This is a genomic window from Cellvibrio fibrivorans, from assembly GCF_031457055.1.
Taxonomy (GTDB): domain Bacteria; phylum Pseudomonadota; class Gammaproteobacteria; order Pseudomonadales; family Cellvibrionaceae; genus Cellvibrio; species Cellvibrio fibrivorans.
Genome location: NZ_JAVDVX010000001.1, coordinates 70,645 through 90,294, shown reverse-complemented (window position 1 = coordinate 90,294; position 19,650 = coordinate 70,645). Strand labels below are relative to the sequence as shown.

At 48.2% G+C, this 19,650-nt stretch carries 13 protein-coding genes; 6 read left to right on the top strand and 7 right to left on the bottom strand.

Features of this window, described 5'->3' with window-relative positions; genetic code table 11:
- Nucleotides 1-7 precede the first annotated feature (7 nt).
- The 4 genes from manD to J2X05_RS00390 all read right to left on the bottom strand — a co-directional run bounded on the left by manD (nucleotide 8) and on the right by J2X05_RS00390 (nucleotide 7,391).
- Nucleotides 8-1,216, bottom strand: coding sequence for a D-mannonate dehydratase ManD (gene manD, locus J2X05_RS00405; RefSeq protein ID WP_310067252.1), 1,209 nt, complete (start codon nucleotides 1,214-1,216; stop codon nucleotides 8-10).
- 38 nt (nucleotides 1,217-1,254) lie between these two features.
- Nucleotides 1,255-4,107, bottom strand: a complete 2,853-nt coding sequence (locus J2X05_RS00400) for a glycosyl hydrolase 115 family protein (protein WP_310067250.1) — start codon at nucleotides 4,105-4,107, stop codon at nucleotides 1,255-1,257.
- Nucleotides 4,107-5,765: a glycoside hydrolase family 43 protein gene (locus tag J2X05_RS00395; RefSeq protein WP_310067247.1), complete on the bottom strand. Its 1,659-nt coding sequence runs from the start codon at nucleotides 5,763-5,765 to the stop codon at nucleotides 4,107-4,109. Before J2X05_RS00395 ends, J2X05_RS00400 begins: the two co-directional genes overlap by 1 nt.
- A gap of 81 nt (nucleotides 5,766-5,846) precedes the next feature.
- Nucleotides 5,847-7,391, bottom strand: coding sequence for an endo-1,4-beta-xylanase (locus tag J2X05_RS00390; protein ID WP_310067244.1), 1,545 nt, complete (start codon nucleotides 7,389-7,391; stop codon nucleotides 5,847-5,849).
- Here J2X05_RS00390 and J2X05_RS00385 point away from each other — a divergent pair.
- A complete protein-coding gene (locus J2X05_RS00385; protein ID WP_310067242.1) occupies nucleotides 7,390-7,668 on the top strand; it encodes a hypothetical protein in 279 nt (92 codons plus the stop codon). The genes J2X05_RS00390 and J2X05_RS00385 overlap by 2 nt on opposite strands.
- 199 nt (nucleotides 7,669-7,867) lie before the next feature.
- Here the strand turns inward: J2X05_RS00385 and J2X05_RS00380 are convergent, their stop codons facing one another.
- Nucleotides 7,868-9,283 carry a sugar porter family MFS transporter gene (locus J2X05_RS00380; protein WP_310067240.1) on the bottom strand — a complete coding sequence of 472 codons (1,416 nt, stop codon included), beginning with the start codon at nucleotides 9,281-9,283 and terminating at the stop codon, nucleotides 7,868-7,870.
- Between the two features lie 249 nt (nucleotides 9,284-9,532).
- Entirely contained in the window at nucleotides 9,533-10,264 is a 732-nt protein-coding gene (locus tag J2X05_RS00375) for an NUDIX hydrolase (protein WP_310067238.1), read from the bottom strand.
- Between the two features lie 400 nt (nucleotides 10,265-10,664).
- Here J2X05_RS00375 and J2X05_RS00370 point away from each other — a divergent pair, with 400 nt between their 5' ends.
- The 5 genes from J2X05_RS00370 (at nucleotide 10,665) to J2X05_RS00350 (ending at nucleotide 18,649) form a co-directional block, all read left to right on the top strand.
- Nucleotides 10,665-12,149: a xylulokinase gene (locus J2X05_RS00370; protein ID WP_310067236.1), complete on the top strand. Its 1,485-nt coding sequence runs from the start codon at nucleotides 10,665-10,667 to the stop codon at nucleotides 12,147-12,149.
- Nucleotides 12,150-12,221: 72 nt separating this feature from the next.
- A complete protein-coding gene (gene xylA, locus J2X05_RS00365) occupies nucleotides 12,222-13,553 on the top strand; it encodes a xylose isomerase (protein ID WP_310067235.1) in 1,332 nt (443 codons plus the stop codon).
- 223 nt (nucleotides 13,554-13,776) lie between these two features.
- The gene (locus tag J2X05_RS00360) at nucleotides 13,777-16,236 is read left to right on the top strand and encodes a glycoside hydrolase family 3 N-terminal domain-containing protein (RefSeq protein ID WP_310067232.1); all 2,460 of its coding nucleotides are present in this window, start codon (nucleotides 13,777-13,779) and stop codon (nucleotides 16,234-16,236) included.
- Nucleotides 16,237-16,362: 126 nt separating this feature from the next.
- A complete protein-coding gene (locus tag J2X05_RS00355) occupies nucleotides 16,363-17,943 on the top strand; it encodes a S41 family peptidase (RefSeq protein ID WP_310067229.1) in 1,581 nt (526 codons plus the stop codon).
- A gap of 190 nt (nucleotides 17,944-18,133) precedes the next feature.
- On the top strand, nucleotides 18,134-18,649 hold the full coding sequence (locus tag J2X05_RS00350) for a GNAT family N-acetyltransferase (protein ID WP_310067228.1): 516 nt from the start codon (nucleotides 18,134-18,136) through the stop codon (nucleotides 18,647-18,649).
- A gap of 54 nt (nucleotides 18,650-18,703) precedes the next feature.
- On the opposite strand, the gene J2X05_RS00345 is transcribed toward J2X05_RS00350, so the two are convergent.
- The gene (locus J2X05_RS00345; protein ID WP_310067225.1) at nucleotides 18,704-19,633 is read right to left on the bottom strand and encodes a prolipoprotein diacylglyceryl transferase; all 930 of its coding nucleotides are present in this window, start codon (nucleotides 19,631-19,633) and stop codon (nucleotides 18,704-18,706) included.
- Nucleotides 19,634-19,650: the final 17 nt, after the last annotated feature.

Genomic DNA, 19,650 nt, shown 5'->3' with positions numbered 1-19,650 from the left:
CCGGATCTTACCAGTGCCAGAGGGTTCCGTCTTCCAACCGATTCACAGGCAGGCACGCACGCTTGTAGGGATATTTCGCGGCGAGTTTTTCATCGATGTCTACACCGTGACCGGGTGTGTCACCCGGTGTAAAAAAGCCGCGCTCGAATTGATAGGCGTGTGGGAAAACTTCATCCATTTGCGCGCTGTGCGCCATATGTTCCTGAATACCAAAGTTGGGGACCCAATAATCAAAATGCAGTGCGGCGCCCATGCATACAGGCGATAAATCCGTTGCGCCGTGGAAGCCGGTGCGCACATGAAACAGGCTGGCAAAATCGGCGATGCGTCGCACGTGGCTAATACCGCCAGCGTGAACAATCGTGGTGCGGATGTAATCAATCAGTTGGTTCTGAATAAGTTCGCGGCAGTCGTGAATTGAATTAAATACTTCGCCCACCGCGAGGGGCGTAGTGGTGTGCTGGCGAATTAATTTAAACGATTCCTGATTTTCTGCAGGTACTGCATCTTCCATCCAGAACAGGCGATAGGGTTCCAAATCTTTACCCAAGCGCGCGGCTTCAATCGGTGTTAAGCGATGATGCACATCGTGCAGCAGATGAATCTCGCTGCCAAATTCTTTGCGCACTTGTGCAAATACTTCGGGGATAAAATTCAAATATTTTTCGGTTGACCAAACTTCTGTGGACGGCAAATCCGAATCCGCAGGCTCATAACTTTTTTCGCTTTTGGCAACGCCGTAGGTTTTTTCGATGCCCGGAATACCGCACTGTACGCGAATCGCTTGATAGCCTTTTTCTTTCGCTTTGCGCACCGCATCCAACGTGGAATCCAGATCTTTGCCGTTGGCGTGGGTGTAAGTCAGGATGCGCTCGCGGCTTTTTCCGCCGAGCAATTGATAGAGTGGCATATTCGCCAGTTTGGCTTTAATGTCCCAGAGTGCTACATCAATTGCTGCAAGTGCCGTCATGCCCACTGGCCCGCGACGCCAATAGGCGCCGCGATAAAAAAATTGCCAGATGTCTTCAATTTGTTGCGGGTCGCGACCAATAAGCGCGGGGATTAAATAATCCTCCAGATAAGAGACCACACTTTTTTCGCGGCCGTTGAGAGTCGCATCGCCGATGCCATAAATTCCTTGATCAGTAGTAATCTTGAGTGTGACAAAATTTCTGCCGGGGCAGGTGACAATCACTTTCGCATCAACAATTTTCATTCAACGGCATCTCTACTGCTGGTGGTTATTAAAAAGTTTTAATATCGTCGGCTCTCCTCTGGCCCCAAATAGCTGGGCAAAAGTCCGCCGGTATCAATCAGAATTTTTTGCAAGGTTACGCCGGGGTCAAGGCTGTAAATTCGCAATCTATGTGCGCCGGATTTATCGATCCTATGTTTGGTAATGCTGCGGCGTACGTCACTGCGCACACTTTCTTCCCATGCCGGTGCGCTCATATCAGCGGTCAGGTCCACAATTTGCGCAGGCTCGCTATCAATCGCAACTGCGTAACGCAAACCGCGCCCGGGCATTAATGGCCAGCTGGGTGCGAATAATCCCTCTATCTTGAGCTCGCCGCTGCTCTGGCTATAAATATCGTATTCAAGATAGGGCGCTGTCGTAACATCACTAAAGCTTTTGTCCGTAATCGGGTAGACCGACATGGATGACAAAGTGCGCCCGTGTTCGGGGATTTTTTCCCAGCGCAATTCACGGTTGTTACCCTGGCGTTGGAAGTGCTCGGCTTCAATGGCGATATAGCCATCGGCCTCCGCAAAGCCTTTTAGTGCACGCTTGTCCAAATGCGGTTTCACCGCCTTCACGGCAATGCTCGCGCCGCCCCAACCGGTTCCGGTTATTTGTACTGACCCTGCGACCTCATCCTTTGTATTCGGAACTTTGCTCCAATCGATGGAAACCAAAAATGCAGCAGCGGAATCAACTTGTACACTAGTATGATTTAGTATAATCCAAGGTGCACTCACTTTGGCAGTAGCTGTGAACGATTCTTTACCTTTATTGAACACTTCGATGATTCTTTGTTGTTTGCCGAGCGGATCAAAACGCCCTAATTGATAGTTGCCGGGGCTCGGCCAGGCGGCCGCTATACCTTCAACTGCTATCCCCATTTCGGCAGCTTTATGCGGTTCATAGTGATGGGTCACCGGCAATGTATCCTCCGGCGGGTTATTCCAGTTGCTGTAGCCAATATGGGGCTGCGACATAAAATGATTCCACTTGCCGCTATTTAACTCGTGGTATTCCTGTTCGAGCGCTGCATCGGCGGCAAATAATTCGCGCACTTTATCGGCGTAGTCATTAGTGTTGGCGCGCGCTTGTTGTGCATAGAGATGGTTCTTGGCCTGCGCATCGTAAAGCTCGGTCACAATTGCACTCGCCTTTGCAGGGAAGAGCACCAGTTGATAAAACGCATCGCGTTTTTCTGTGGGCAATTGAGCATAGATTTTTTCAGCGCGCGCAGCGTAGGATTTTATTTCCGCAGTCACACGATTTGCTTCGTCGTAATTTAATTGGCTGTAAATATTGGCTTCTTGCAGCTCGGGTTTGCGGCGCAAATTGTGACGTGTGTAGCCCGTCATAATCGCTGCAATTTCCTGCGCGTGCTCCTTGCCAAATTCGCGCTCAGCCCAGAGGGTCGCAAATTCGGGAATGCGCTCTTTCGGCCAAGCTTCCGGATTCCAGGCCATATTGAGGAAGAACTCAATTGGATATTCCATGGGTTTTAAATCGCCCACATTTACAATCCAGATCTGGTTGGCTTCATAAGTGTAAGCCAAGTGCATCTGCTCCCAAATTTTGGCGATGGAAACGGTATTGATCCAGCGATAGGAGCGCGGCCCGCCGACATAATCAAAATGATAATAAACCCCGGCTCCACCTGCGCGTTTGCGTTCATCCTGTGTGGGTAACCGGCGGATATTGCCCCAGTTGTCATCGCACCAGAGCAAAATCACATCATCGGGCACGCGCATGCCGCGCTCATAAAACCCTTGTACCTCTTTATACAGTGCCCACACTTGTGGCACTTGTGTGAGCTGGTCTTTACCAAAAACATCATCGAGAATTTTGCGTTGGTCGTTAACAATTTTTTCGAGTAAATCGATATTTTCACCTTCGCTCATGGGTTCATCTTGTTGGCCGCGCATCCCCAAAGTGTAAATACTTTCATAAGGTTTATTGCGCTTGGCGCCATCGACCCAGAAGTTATATAAATTTTCCGGATTTTTTGAATACTCCCAGGGGCCTTTGCCGTAGCGATTCCATTCTTTATCGGCACGCATCATCGGCTCGTGATGCGAGGTGCTCATCACGATTCCATATTCATCGGCAAGGATCATATTCTGCGGATCATCATCGGCAAAGGCGTTGTTCCACATCGCTGGCCATAAAAAATTGGCTTTCAGACGCAGGAGTAATTCAAATACTTTTTCATAAAATTGGGCGTTGTAGTTGCCGTATTTTTCGATGACCCAATTGGTAAGTGCCGGGGCTTCATCATTCAGGAAAATCCCGCGATATTTCACTTTGGGGATTTCGGTAAGCTGCAGTTTCTTATCGATATATAAAGCGGATTGTTTTTTCACTGGCACATCGGCCCACCAGTACCAGGGGGATACGCCTATCTGTTCGCTTAGGCTGTAAATGCCATACATAGTGCCGCGTTTATTGGCTCCGACTATGACCAGTGCGCGCTTTACCTGTGGAAAGGGCTCCTCGATAACAGCTACCTGGTAGGCATCCCATTGATCGCGTATTTTGCTTACGTCGATTTTTTTAGCAGCGATAAGTTGATCAAGAATTTTGCTTTTTCCCAGGGTGCCAACAATTACTAGTGGATTATTGTTGTTGCTAATCGCGTTGCTGAGTGTCAGTTTCTTACCGCTGACTTTTTCAATATCCTTTTGCAGGTTTTTAGTGGCGCGCAACACACCGGGGAATTCACCGGCATCGATAATCAAATCGGCGCTGGTATTTTTATCGACTAATATCAGGTTTTTGCTGGCACTTTTCACGAGCCAGGATGCCTCGCCCAGTGCGAGGCATGAGGGCGCAAGTAATAAAAAAGCCCAGAAGAAAAAAAGTCTGCGCATTATTCTGCCCTCGCGTGGATCCCTAACAATGTCCCGACAAAACCGCCTGCGACTTCAGTGCTCAGGATTTTTGCATCAGCATTTTCAAGCACTGCTTTTTTATTGCTGTCTTTATTTACGTAATAAAAGCTGATCTTTCCTGAATTGCCTTCGATAACAAAGGTTAATCGCTTGCCAATGTCAGCGGGAGAAGCTGTATGAATAATTTTCGGCACGCCTTTATTGGCTTGCTCAATAAACAATTGAGTTTTGCCATTAATGGTTGTTGCTCCGAAATAATAATGTGCTGTCTCGCTTTGTAGGGCGACTATGCCAGCGGAAGTTTTTTCTGCTGGTATATCCAATTGGGTACTTGCACTAAAACGTGTATGTTGCTGGCGACGCCCAAGAAATGCGGGCTGTTCCAGTTCGTCCAGACCTACATTTAATGCCTGCAATTGGATGCGGTTATTTTTCAATGTATAAAATGGCGAGTCTGCAGTGCGCAAGCTGACCCACTGATGTTGTAACGCTTTGCCTGAAAAATTATCCTGCCAGATAAAATTGCCTGTAGTAGGTTCTGCGTTTTTGGTAATGGCTGATATTTTTGGTGAATTAAGTTGGTAGGGTATTTCTTTGCCTTGCTCTAAAATGATCGGCCATTCATTTTTCCAGCTAACCGGCAATAAAAAAGTTTCGCGCCCAGTATTGTAGGCAGTTTTATCGTAAGCACGTGTCGCTAAAAATACTGCCCACCATTCACCTTCTTTGGTTTGAATTAAATCAGCATGTCCGGCAGTGGTGATGGGGTTGGGGCGATTAATATCCAGATCGCGTTGGGTCAGGATCGGATTGCCAGTGTAGGGCTCAAAAGGTTTGGTTAAATCTTTGGTGCGCAACGCAACCTGACTATGCTCGTAACCCGTACCGCCTTCTGCACAGAGCAAGTAATACCATCCGTTAATTTTGTAGATATGCGGTGCTTCAATCCACACCGGCTTTTTGGCCAGATCGGTGCCGCCATTCACAATCAATCGGCGCGATTCTTTGATCACTTTTTTCGCTTTAGGATCAAATTCCCACAGCCAAATCGCGCGATGACCTTCATAGAGAGGCTCACCGACAGGTGCATCATTGTGGGCGATATACACGCGCCCATCATCATCGAAAAAAATATCCGGATCTATGCCGCCCACTTCCGGCAATAAAATCGGGTCAGACCAGGGGCCAGCGGGATTCTTGGCCGTGACAATAAAATTGCCGCGCACATCCACCAGTGTGGTGATCAAATAAAATGTTCCATCGTGGTAGCGAATAGTCGGTGCGTAAATGCCTCGCGATGTTTGTTGCTTATATAGCGGCAATTGTTTGGGGGTAACCAATACATGGCCGAGAGATTTCCAGTTGACCAAATCCTTGCTGTGAAAAATCGGTACACCGGGTGAATAGGAAAAAGAAGAGGTCACCAAATAGTAATCATCACCTGCGCGGGTAATACTCGGGTCAGGATAAAACCCTGCAATGATTGGGTTTTGGAATTGGCCTTGCGCAGGTTTTTGTGCAAAGACTGCATCTTTGCCTTCATAAGTAAACTGATAAAAATCGACGCTTGTTGCGTTGGTGTTGCTGATCGTTAAGCAGCTTGCGAATAAAAGTGCGATTGATTGGGTGGCTTTCATTTTTTTCCTCACTCTTAAAATTAAAATGGGTAGCTACTTGCGTAGCTACCCATAGTGTTGGTCTGTGTTTACTACAAGCGCTTACAGATTGGTGCAAGTGTTGCCTTGCAGGGCATCGGCAAAACCGCGCAGTGCAGGTTTGTCATTGTAGTTATTATCGAATAACAAGGGCCATGCAATGGCCTCACCGTTGTATTGTGAGGTTGCGGTTGTTAACCAGGTGCTTGCATCGGTTGTGCCCCACACGGTGATACCACCACGCAAATTGGCGGGCACTGTGTCCAAGTAGGCTTTTACAATTTCGCAATAACGTTTTTTCTGAGTAAGCGCAACGTCCTGGGTAAAGGTACTGATTTTACTGCCCGGCCAGCCACCGCTGTAAGGATTGTTAACGGCAACATCCAATTCAGTAATTTTTACCTTGAGGCCTTTATCAACCACTTTTTTCATCGCGGCGCTGATGCTGGCAATGCTCGGGTAATCCATAAACACATGCATCTGGAAGCCCACGCCATCAATTGGAATACTGCGCGCCTGGAAGTCGGTCAGCATTTCTACCAGCTTGGTGGTTTTGGCATTGTTTTGGTCGATGTTGTAGTCGTTGTAGTAGAGCGTTACGTTGGGGTTAGCAGCGCGCGCTGCTTGAAACGCTTTTTCGATATAGACGGCACTATTGCCACTCTTGGTATAAAACGCCGAGTCAGTGCGGAAGTTGGATGGGCTGTTGTCATTGAGTGCTTCGTTCACTACATCCCAACTCACTACACCGCCTTTAGCTTCATAGTGATCAACGATGGTAGAGACATGGGTCTCTACGGCAGTGATGAAATCGGCAGCAGAACCGCTCCAGTTTTTCATAAAGCCGGGCACTTGGTAATCCGAATGCCACAGCAAGGCATGGCCGTGGATATTGATATTTTTACTCACAGCATAATCGACAAATGCATCAGCATTGGTGAATGAAAAATTACCTTGTGTTGGTTGCAGGTAACTCATTTTCATAATGTTGCCAGCAGTCATCTGGTCAAAATGTTTTTCCACCACAGTTTTTTCAGACGCATTCGTCAAAATGTTGTAGGTAGGTGAATCCGTATTAGACACTGCTGCGCCTATTGGAAAAGTTGCCAATTCGCGCAAACTGTTTACATTCGCTGAGTAAACGCTGGTCGCGCTGGATGAAGCAACACTGGAACTACTACTTGCACTTTGTTTGAGTGTGACAGTGACGCTTTTGATGGTAACGACACCTGTCGGTGAAGTTTTGGCTTGTACGCCGATTTGCACATCACTTGCGGTTTGGTCGAATTTTTTGTCGGCTTCTGCAACGGTACAGGTAATCGTGACATCGGTGCCGGCAGTGAACAATTCGTTACCTGCCCAACAATTCCACTCACCCGCCCAGCTTCCGCCTTTTATTTGTGCGAAAGGTTGCAGGTTGGCGCCGCTGGCTTTGAATTCGCTACTCACATTAACCACCATAGTGATGATGGCATCCTCCAACTGGATTGGTGCGGCGATATCGGTCACTGCACCTATGTCGTCACCACTTGCATTAAAGCTGACACCATCGCTGTTGTAGGTAATACCGGTATTGCCGTTACCGTTGCCACGCCAACCGCTGGTCATGCCTAACGTAATAACGGTGTTTGCGGCTGAGCTGGAAGCGCTGGCAGCGATAGATGATGCCGGGGTAGACGAAGGCGCAATCGAGGAGGCAGCGACGGAGCTTGGCGCTACAGATGATGCAGGTGTGGACGATGCTGGTGCTGATGATACAGCGACAGAAGATGCCGCAACTGAGCCAGGTGCCATTGACGATGCAGGTGTCGATGACGCAGGTGTTGATTTGCCGCCTCCGCCTCCGCCGCATGCAGTAAGCCCGATAGCAATTAGCGACAGATAAACGGCGCGTTGAAAATGTCTCATGGTGTGGTCTCATCATTATGGTTTATTGTTGTAGTCAATTACACCATAAGATGGAGGGGTTGTACACCAATGCCCGCATTTAGAAATGTAAACGGCTTGCCGCTAAACAAAAAAGCGAATCACTATGGATTCGCCTTTTTGTTTTAGCCGATAAAGCTACTTGCTTTGCTGGGTGCTCACCCCTCCATTTGCTCCAATTCCTTGCCCTTGGTTTCTTTGATGTACCACATAACAAAGAACACGGAGAAGAGTGAGAAGAAGGTGTAGATGCTGTAAGCGCCCGCTAAACCAATCGCCGAGGCAAGCAGCATCGGGAAGGTCCAAGTAATCAGGAAATTCGCGCCCCACTGCGCCAAACCGGCAATCGCCAGCGCCGAGCCGCGCATTTGGTTGGGGAACATCTCGCCCAGCATGATCCACACGACGGGGCCCCACGACATATTGAAGAACACCACGTAAACGTTGGCGGCGATCAGCGCCAGTAAGCCATCGCTGGAAGACAGTTGCAGTTTGCCAGCTTCATCAACAGGGGCATTGGCAAATGCGTAGGCTACCAGCGCCAGAGTGATGGTCATGCCCACTGAGCCGAACCACAGCAGGGGCTTGCGGCCGATTTTATCGACCAGGAAAAAGGTGATAAAGCAGGCGCCAATACTGACTGCACCTGAAATAACGTTGGTGAAGAGTGCATCGCTTTCCGAAAAGCCAGCAGCTTGCCAGAGAACCGAGCCGTAGTAGAACACTACGTTAATGCCGACAAATTGTTGTAGCACTGCCAAACCAAAACCGACCCAGACAATCGGGCGGATTTTACGCGTAGTTTTGTCGAGCAGGTCAGCAAAGCTGGGTTTGTGGTCGTGCGCCAAGGTGCCGTAAATCTCGCTCACTTTTGCATCGGCGCCTTTTTCACCATAAAGCTTTGCCAATACCACTCTGGCCTTGTCATTTTTACCATTTGCCACCAGAAAGCGTGGGCTTTCAGGGATTAGGAAGAGTGCGAGGAAAAACACGCCAGCAGGAATTAATTCCATCCAGAACATCCAGCGCCAGGTCTCATAGCCCCACCACAGAATTGCGGTAGAACCACCAGCAGTTTCAGCCAGTTGGTAGTTGCTGAGGAAGGAGAAAAACAGGCCGCTGATAATGGCGATCTGCTGAATGGAGCTGAGTTTGCCTCGGTATTTAGCTGGCGCCACTTCGCTAATGTAAGCGGGACAAATAATACTAGCTGCTCCCACTGCCAAACCGCCAATTACACGGTAGATAATAAATTCGACCGAGCCGGTCGCAATGCCTGAGCCCCACGCGGAAATAATAAAGAGGATGGAGGACACCATTAGTACCCACCAGCGGCCGTATTTGTCAGCCCATTGGCCAGCAAAGAAGGCGCCGACAGCACAGCCGAGCAACATGGATGACACGCTGAAACCTGTGCCCATGGAGTCTGAGTTGAAGGCTTTTTGTAGTCCATCGACAGTGCCGTTAATTACGCCGCTGTCATAACCGAAGAGGAAGCCACCGATAGTGGCGATCAAACTAATCAAAATGACAAACGACATGTTTGCCTGGGTTGTGCTTGAGGTCTCGTTCATGGTGATACCTATTATTGAAATTATCTTTATGCGCTAGCCTTGCGGCCAGCTTTGTTATTGCCGCTGGTTCGACGGCGCGACCATATCACAGTTGCCGGGTTGCGGGCAGTTGTAGAAAGGTGCTGGAGGTCTTGGAACAAGCAAAACGCCGGTCTCGTGAACCGGCGTTTCAGGGTGGAGAGAATACTAAAGCAATATGGTTCTATTGACTATATGGTATCTCGTAAACTGCCAGTTAAATCTATTTCCTTAAATCTCGAAGGCAAAACCCGATTCGCTCAAATGCTTATAGGCTTCCGCATCAAAACGATACAGGCTGGCGGCGCGATGCGGCACTCCCTGCTGTTTTTCATTGCAGGGGCTGAGCAGATTCATCTTCATGATTTTGCGGCGGAAGTTGGGTTTATCCAGGGTGGTATTGAGGATCGCCTCGTACAGCGCTTGCAGCTGCAGCAGGGTGAATTTCTCAGGCAATAAATTAAAACCAATCGGTTGATGGCAGACCTGATGACGTAACACCTTCAGGCCGTGCTCGATAATTTCGGCGTGGTCGTACACCAATTCCGGCAGTTTATTCACGCTTTGCCAACTCACATCGGCCGCGCTTTGGCCAGCCACCAGCGAAAATTTATCCGCGCTTACCAGCGCGTAATAGGCAATGGTCACCACGCGCTCACTCGGAAAGCGATCGACGCGCCCAAACGTTTTGAGCTGCTCCAGATACAGGTCGCGCACACCGGTCAATTCCTCCAGCAGGCGATAGGCGGCATCGCGCAGGTTTTCGTCGTAGCGAATCCAACCCCCGGGCAGCGCCCATTTGCCCTGATGCAGCGGGTCAGTTTGTTTGACCAACAGGATTTTAAGGTCGTCGTCGTCCAACCCAAAAACAAGGTTGTCGATAGAAAGTGCTTTGATGACATTCTCCGCTAGGCTTAATGCATTGGGAGAGTGTTGGCTGCCGGGAATATGGGTGTTGGGCACGTGCAATGTCCTCAGAGCTTGCGCTGGAGTGATTGTTTCTGTTGGTTGATAGAGCGTTAACCGATAGGCTCATTTAATCGGCATTGTATAAGCCCGTCAAACAATGGTCGAGAGGGGCATGCGAGCGCCTTTTTGAAGTGCGCTGCCTGCCAGTTGCCTTCGCACTATAGCGGTTGGGCGATGATTTGCCCGTCATCTGCTGCCAGCTTCTGGTGCCAGTGTGACTTTCGCCCTAAAAATTTACACTCTTTTATCTTGTTGTCAGATGGACAATAAGCTATGCTATCAGCATGTTCTGTAGTGGTGCATACTTTTTAAACATAAAAATGTGCTAGACCCTATAAGCCCTGGCCCGGCGCATGTAACCGGATGCATTTATTCTTTGGATTAGCGAGCTTCTATGTTGTTTCTTGGTATTGATGTCGGTAGTTCTTCAGTCAAGTTATCGGTGTTGGATGGCCACACGGGTAAGAGTCTGGGCGCGCTGTCTTATCCTGATTCTGAATTATCTATTGATAGCCCTGCGGTGGGTTTTGCCGAGCAGCACCCTGATACTTGGTGGGATTGTGTGCGTCAGGGTTTTGCGCGTTTGGTCGCGCGTGGCAGTTTTAATCCGCAGCAAATTGACGCAATTGGTATTTCCTATCAAATGCACGGTTTGGTGGTGGTCGATAAAGACCAAAAGGTATTGCGCCCTTCGATTATTTGGTGCGACAGCCGCTCTGTGCCATTGGGTAATGCCGCTTTAGCAGAACTGGGTACCGATTATTGTTTTGGTCACCTGCTGAATTCGCCCGGTAATTTTACTGCGGCGAAATTGCGCTGGGTGCAACAAAACCAACCGGACATTTTTTCGCGCATCCACAAAATTATGTTGCCTGGTGATTTTATTGCGATGAAATTGTCCGGCGTAATTAACACCACCGCGTCCGGATTGTCAGAAGGTACGCTGTGGGATTTTAAAGAAAATCGTGTCGCTACCGAATTATTGGCGCACTGGGGAATTGATAGCAGTTTGATTCCCGATATCGTTCCAAGTTTTGGTGTGCAATCACATGTAAGTGCAGGCATTGCGGCTGAGTTAGGTTTGCGCGACGGTGTAAAAATTTGTTACCGCGCTGGCGATCAGCCTAACAATGCATTTAGTTTGAATGTATTGGAGCCGGGCGAAGTGGCGGCAACAGCAGGTACATCGGGTGTGATTTACGGTGTGACTGATCAACCCGCTGCGGATGTGGAATCGCGTGTAAATACTTTCTTGCATGTCACCAGCACTGAAGAAAAAAAGCGAAATGGTGTTTTAGTCTGCGTGAACGGCTGTGGTCGTTTGTACTCCTGGCTGCGCCAAACATTGGGTCAGGCGGGAGCAACTCCGTCCTATCCACAGTTGAATGCGCTGGCGCAAGCTGTGCCAGTGGGCAGCGAAGGTTTATTGTTCCACCCGTTTGGCAATGGTGCTGAACGTATTTTCCAAAATAAAAATTTGGGTGCGCAGTTGCGCAATCTTGATTTTAATCGTCACGGCTTAGGCCATATGGTGCGCGCCGCGCAAGAAGGTATAGTGTTTTCGCTCAACCAGGGTTTTGATGTTTTGAAATCCTTGGGTGGCAGTTGCGAAGTGGTGCGTGCCGGTAAAGGCAATATGTTTTTAAGCGAAGTGTTCGCACAAACCTTCGCCAATACCACGCAAGCGGCAGTAGAAATGTTTGAAACCGACGGCGCCGAAGGTGCAGCGCGCGCGGCGGCGTTGGGCAGTGGTTATTACGCGTCGGCAACAGAAGCCTTTACCGGTTTGACCCGCTTGAGTGTGGTTGAGCCTCAGGCGGCGTTGTTTGCGCAGTATCAGGATGCTTATCAAACCTGGGTTGCACTTTTGCCCCGTTAAGGCAAAACAATTCGCGTTGCGATAAACAGTTTTTTTGAATAGCGTTTTAGTGAAAATCCCAAGGTGAAAATTATGAGTATTGTTATTGGTAGCAAAGAATACTTTCCCGGCGTAGGCAAAATTGGCTACGAAGGTCCTGATTCAGATAATCCATTAGCATTTAAATACTACGATGAAAATCGTGTTGTTGCTGGCAAAACCATGAAAGAGCATTTCAAGTTTGCCACCTGCTATTGGCACTCTTTCTGCGGCGCTGGTCACGATCCTTTTGGTCCAGGCACAAAAGTATTCCCTTGGTCATCTACTGCTGATGCAGTCGCGCGCGCCCACGAAAAAATGGATGCAGCGTTTGAGTTCATTACCAAACTCGGCACACCTTACTACTGCTTCCACGATATCGATCTGATCGATGAAGGTGCGACTCGCGCTGAAACATCCAAGCGGTTGCAAACCATCGTTGAATACGCGAAACAGAAGCAAGCGGCTTCTGGTGTGAAATTGTTGTGGGGGACTGCAAACCTGTTCTCTAACCCACGTTACATGAACGGCGCTTCTACCAATCCTGATTTCAATGTAGTGGCTTACGCCGGTGCGCAATTGAAAGACGCAATCGACGCAACTATCGCTTTGAACGGCGAGAACTATGTGTTCTGGGGCGGTCGTGAAGGTTACATGAGCTTGCTCAATACCGATATGAAACGCGAACAAGAGCATATGGCGCGCTTCCTGACTATGGCTCGCGATTACGCACGTGCACAAGGTTTTAAAGGTTATTTCTTCATTGAGCCAAAACCAATGGAGCCTTCAAAGCACCAATACGATTTCGATGCTGAAACTGTAATTGGCTTCTTGCGTCATCACGGTTTGGATAAAGATTTTAAATTGAATCTGGAAACCAACCACGCAACCTTGGCTGGTCACACCATGTGCCACGATATGCAAGCAGCAGCAAACGCCGGCATGTTAGGTTCACTGGATGCTAACCGTGGCGATTACCAAAACGCATGGGACACCGACCAGTTCCCGTACAACATCAACGAAACTGTTGAGATGATGTTGGTGTTGTTGCGCAGTGGTGGTTTGCAGGGTGGCGGTGTGAACTTCGATGCAAAAGCGCGTCGCAATTCACCTGACTTTATCGATTTGTTCTACGGTCATATCGGCGGCATGGATACCTTTGCCCGTTCATTGTTGATCGCTGACAGTCTGTTGCAAAAATCACCGCTGGAAGGTATGCGCAAAGAGCGTTACTCATCATTCGATTCAGGTAACGGCGCTGCGTACGAGCAAGGCAAATTGACTCTGCAACAATTGGCTGATTTAGGTAACAAGGGTGGCGAAATCACTCTGCAAAGCGGTCGTCAAGAACTCTACGAAAATGTAATTAACCGTTATATCCGTTAATTCTCTTATTTGAATTAACCAATTTTTTCTAGCAAAGCCTTAGCCGCCAATCATCAAATCGTTTATGACGAGATGCTTGGCGGCTTTTTTATTTCCGCTCTATCTCTCACAAAAAAAATGTAAAACCTCTGCCGAACCTTTTTCAATCGGCTAGAGTGATCTGTACGGAAAATAATCTTCTAAGTTTCATAATAAAAACCAATCTACTAAGGGGTAAAACACAATGCAATTTCCACGATTTAATCGGCTAAACATCTGGCTTGCGGTCGCGAGTCTGGTGTCAGTTGGCACGGCAAGCATGGCTGCCGAGCCGCTGTATAAAAATTCCGATAAGCCCATAGAGAAACGCGTAAACGATTTGGTAAAGCGGATGACTTTGGAGGAAAAGGTTGCGCAGTTGCAAACCGTTTGGGTTGCACGGCAGAAGCTTGAAACAGACAAAGGTGAATTCACGGCCGAACACGCAGTAGAGGTGTTAGGTTTGGGGATCGGCCAAGTCGCGCGCCCTGCTGAAAACAAAGCGGTCATTACGCCCAATAAAACGCCCGCGCAAACACTGGCCTTTACCAACGCGGTACAAAAATATCTGGTAGAAAATACCCGCTTGGGTATTCCGGCAATTTTTCATGAAGAAGCGTTGCACGGCCATGCCGGGCGCAATGCCACCAGTTTTCCGCAGGCGATTGGTCTTGCAAGCAGCTGGGATCCACAATTAATCGAACAGGTTTATACCATTGCAGCACAGGAAATGCGTGCGATAGGTGCACATCAAGCTTTGGCGCCGGTGCTGGATGTGGCGCGTGATCCGCGCTGGGGGCGCATTGAGGAAACACTCGGTGAAGATCCATATCTGGTTGCTGAATTGGGTGTGGCAGCGGTAAATGGTTTTCAGGGGCGAGGCGATGGAATTGGTAAAGATAGAGTCATTGCTACGCTAAAACATCTCGCCGGCCATGGTGAGCCAACCGGTGGTTTAAATACTGCACCAGCGCCTATTGGTGAGCGCAGCTTGCGCGAAAACTTTTTGCCACCATTTGAAGCGGCGGTAAAAGTGGCGCATGCCCGCAGTGTAATGGCGTCTTACAATGAAATTGATGGTATTCCCTCGCACTCTAATGTGGATTTGCTACAAAATATTTTGCGTGGCGAGTGGGGTTTTAACGGTGTTGTCGTTAGCGATTATTTTGCTATTGCAGAATTGATCAATCGTCATCATCTCGCAGCGGATAAATCCGAAGCGGCGCTGTTGGCGCTGGCAGCCGGTGTCGATGTAGAAACACCGGATGGTGATGCCTATAAAACAATTATCCAGTTAGTCAACGATAAAAAAATCAGTGTGAAAAAAATTGATCAGGCGGTAGCGCGCGTATTGCATGAAAAATTTGCATTGGGATTATTTGATAATCCCTACACCAGTGTCACTGATGTAGATGCATTTGTTGGTAATGACCAGCATGTCGCTGTTGCACTGCAAGCGGCAGAAAAATCCATGGTGCTGCTCAAGAACGACAAAAACATTTTGCCGCTGAATAAGGCTGCGATTAAATCGGTTGCCCTTATCGGCCCGCACGTAGATGAAACATTAATTGGCGGCTATAGCGATGTGCCCAAAAAAACCGTCAGTATCTTGCAAGGCTTGCAAGAATATCTGGGTGATGATGTTGTACTTAATTATGAAAAAGGCACTCTGCTGACAATTGAAAAATGGGCATCCGATGTGGACTCAGCCGCAGCCAATACCCGTTCCAAACAGCGCTGGCATACCGATGAAGTAGTGTTGGCCACCAAAGCCGATACTAAAGGCATGATTGCGAAAGCCGTTGCCGCTGCACTAAAAAGCGATGTGGCGATTGTCGTTGTCGGTGACAGCGAAGCGACCTCGCGTGAAGCTTGGGCTGATAGCCATTTAGGTGATCGCACCAGCCTTGAATTGCTCGGCGAGCAACAAGAGCTGGTTGATGCTGTGCTTGCGACAGGTAAGCCCACGGTGGTGGTGTTAATTGGTGGTCGTCCACTCGCCATCACTAAACTTGCCGAAACAGCGCCAGCTATTTTACAGGGTTGGTATTTGGGGCAAGAAACTGGCCATGCCGTTGCGCGCGTTTTATTTGGCGATGTTAATCCCGGGGGCAAATTACCGGTGAGCGTCCCACGCTCTGCTGGCCATTTACCTGTCTATTACAATCACAAGCCCTCTGCCAAACGCGGCTATGCATTTGATAAAACCGATGCACTTTATCCCTTTGGTTTTGGTTTGAGTTACACACAATTTGCTTACGCGGATATGCAGTGGAGCAAAACCAAACTTGGCGCAAATGACACAGTTGATATCAGTGTAACTATCACCAATACCGGCAAGCGCGCTGGTGATGAAGTTGTGCAACTTTACACAAATGATCCTGTGGCCAGCGCAACCCAACCAGTAAAACAATTGCGCGGCTTCAAGCGCGTCAGTCTCGCTCCGCAGCAATCTGCGCGCGTTACCTTTACCCTCTCTGCCAATCAATTGGGATTCTATGATCGCCAAATGGATTTTGTGTTGGAGCCGGGCAAGATCAATTTATTGTTGGGAGCATCATCGGCGGATATTCGGCTCAAGGGCGAGCTGGATGTGGTGGGTAAAACAATAGATATCAGCAAAAATAAGGGCTATCTGACACCGGTTACAGTTAAATTGATGTAAATACATTGTGCTGAAAAAGACGGCGGACGATAAGTCCGTCGTGGTTTTTGCGCCGACTTTCTTTTACTCTTGGCATCCCAGTCAGCATATCGCTGGCTGTTGATAGGATATTTAAGGACGTCTATTGTGGATAAATCATACCTCTCCTGTATACAAGCCAAGATTTTATTTCCCAGTTGTAGCTCATTGTTAAAACCGTCTATCTTGGGTGTTTTCCTTAGCGCTACAGCGCTGATGCTTACTGCCTGCGGCGGCGGGGGAGATGGCGGTGGCTCGTTGATTGGCGGTGGTGACTCCAATGGTTGGAAGGCGGGTGTCTATCAATCGTCCGACAACTTTGGTAATTATTGCGCTGCTCCTCGCTCGGGCGCCAGTAAAATTACCGGCATTCCCTTTCCCGATAAAAAAGGCAGCGCACTCCAGGAAAAGAATTTTTTGCGCTCCTGGAGTTATGAAACCTATTTGTGGTTTGAAGATTTACCTGACGTAAATCCAAGTAATAGCGATACCCCACAAGCCTATTTCAATCGTCTCGTATCCGATAAAAAAACTGCCTCAGGTTCCTATAAAGATAATTTTCATTGGTATGAATCGACGGAAGAGGAGGAGGCATGGAGCGCAGGTATAAGTTACAGCTACGGCCTGCATATAAAAATTAAGTGGGATGCTCCATTTAGTATTCAGGTTGCTTATGTTGATCAATATTCACCTGCTGCTGCAAAAAATATCAAGCGCGGCGCAAAAATTATTGCTGTTGATGGGCAGAGTGTTGCAAATGCCAGTGATACCAAATTAAGGGAGTGGTTTTATCCCAGCAGAATTAATGATGTGCATGAATTCGAAATTCAGGATTTGGGCACAACCAATACACGCAAAGTGACCCTCGAGTCGGTCTCTTTACCGACTGCAGCTGTCTCGCTGGCCAAAGCAATTACCCATAACGGCAGCAAGGCTGCTTATATGCAATTCAATACCTTTATTCCCGATGCGCAAGATCAATGGGTGGAGGCTATCAACTCGCTTAAAGCGGCAGGTGTAAGTGATTTAATATTGGATTTGCGCTACAACGGCGGGGGTTACATCTCTGTCGCGGCCCAAGTGGGTTATATGATCGCAGGTAGTAACACTACTAACAAAGTGTTTTATCAAGATGTCGCCAATTCAAAAATGCCTAAAGAGCAACCCTGGGGATTTGTGGATACAGGGCTGTACGGTTTAAATAAATCCCTGGCCTTACCTACTCTCAATTTACAACGAGTTTATGTGTTGGCAACAAGTGGAACTTGCTCTGCGAGTGAGTTGGTTATCAATAGTTTGCGCGGCATTGGTGTGAGTGTGTATTTGATCGGCGACACCACTTGCGGTAAACCCTACGGTTTCCTTCCGCAACCTAATTGTGGAACGACTTATTATACGATCCAGTTTAAAGCAATTAACGCAAAAGGCTTTGGTGAATACAGTGATGGTTTTATTCCATCTACTACCGATAACGGACTGGATAAAGTAAAAGGCTGTACGGTCGCGGATGATTTGCAACACGAGTTAGGTGATCCCAATGAGGCATTGCTTGCCGCGGCCTTGCAGTTGCGTGCAACGGGTGCCTGTCCTGCCGTGGCGAGTGGGCGTCAGCAAAAGTTATCAGCGGAGCAATATACGGGGGAGCTTATGCAACCCGAAACCCGCAAATTGCTGATTCTTGATCGCTAAATCGCGGTATTTGGGTTAAATGGCTCCTCGGCTGGAGCCATTTATTTTCTAGTGCAAATACATCAAACCTTCGCTCGTGGCGGCCATGCCATGAAAACGGTATAGTGGCTGCGCCTGTTACGCCGCAGGATGAGCCTCGGCAACCAAGCAAAATCCAACGTATATCCCCATCCATCTGCTGTTGTGTTAAATGATTGTGAATCTAGCTCGTCCCACTGTTGTTCCAGTTGAAATTGTCAACCTGGAATCCAAACCGGAATTTTTTGCGCAGGTCGCACACTGGCATCATCAGGAGTGCGAGCGTCAGGGGTTGAAATCTTCTGTCGCGCTGCGTCAGCAACGGTTGGTGTTGCATGTGCAACAAAATCTCATTCCCAAAACCCTCATTGCGTTGCGCGGCAACCAATTGGTCGGCTGCGTCAGCCTCGTCAACTACACCTACCGCAGCAGCGAACGCATGCCCAAAGTTGCAAGCGAAAGCCCTGTCTGGCTAAGCAATTTATTTGTGCTGGAAAATGTGCGCCACCAAGGTATCGGCAACGCATTGATTGATGCGGCAAAAAATTATGCCCAAAGTTTGGAGCTGGAAGAGCTTTGGTTGTCCGCTACTGATTACACGGATTACTACCAAAAACGCGGCTGGGAAATTGTGCGCCGTACAAAGTTGGGTGGTAGGTCGGTTAATGTGATGCGGGTGGGGCTGTAGTACCCCATTCGTTTGAAAAGTTAAGGAAGCAGTGTTAGCTTTCAGCTGTATGTGTTAAAGCTGTGCACAAGCCGACAGAGCCCCAATCACCACAACTGAAAACACAATTCTAGGTAGCAGCCTTGCATTTGTAGTTTTAATAATTCCCACAACCCCCGCAATAATTAACGCCGTAGAAATAAACTCTGCCTGCGTAAAATTCATTCCCCATAAATGGTATTCGCTATTGATGCGAATTTTTTCTATCAGTAAACGCTCAAAACCACTCAGTAAAAGATACACGGAAAAAAGAAAACCGGTTTTGTAATGTGTTTTGCGGATGCTCCATAAGAACGCAAAAATTAAAAAAGCAGCCAACGCTTCATAGAGTGGTGTTGGGTAGACGCCGGGTGCGGGGATGATTGTGCCTACTACATTATTTTCGTAAGTTTGCGTCCAGAACCAATCGGGCAACCAGTTGGGTTTGATAGCCATGTTGGCCGCTGTGCCCCAATCGCCATCGCCTGATACTTGGCAGCCCAAACGGCCTATGCCATAGCCTAAAATAATTGAAGGTGCTAATGCATCCAGCATGGGGATAATGGGCACGGCACGTTTATTTAAAAATATTGCGCCAGCGATAGCACCTAAAATAAGTCCGCCGTAAATAGAAAGGCCGTCCAGTGAAAAAATCATCGCGATTGGATCTTGGAGCAATTCGCGTGGATATTCGAGCAGATGAAAAATATGTGCGCCAATTACGCCGAATATTGCGCATATCATTGCAAGATCAGAAACGAGCAAGTGAGTAGTTATGCTTTTGTTGCCCGATATAACTGTTGAGGGGAGCTTACCTAATCGCTCAAAGCGCATTACTTCTTTTTTGCCAACCCAGGCCGCAGTAATAATTGCTAGCGCAACAAATGCGCCGAACATTGCGATGGGAAGTTGGATGTTGGTGCCGAACAGGTGATTAATTAGATCACTTAGATAAGGGTAGGACATGGGGTTAATTTCCCTAT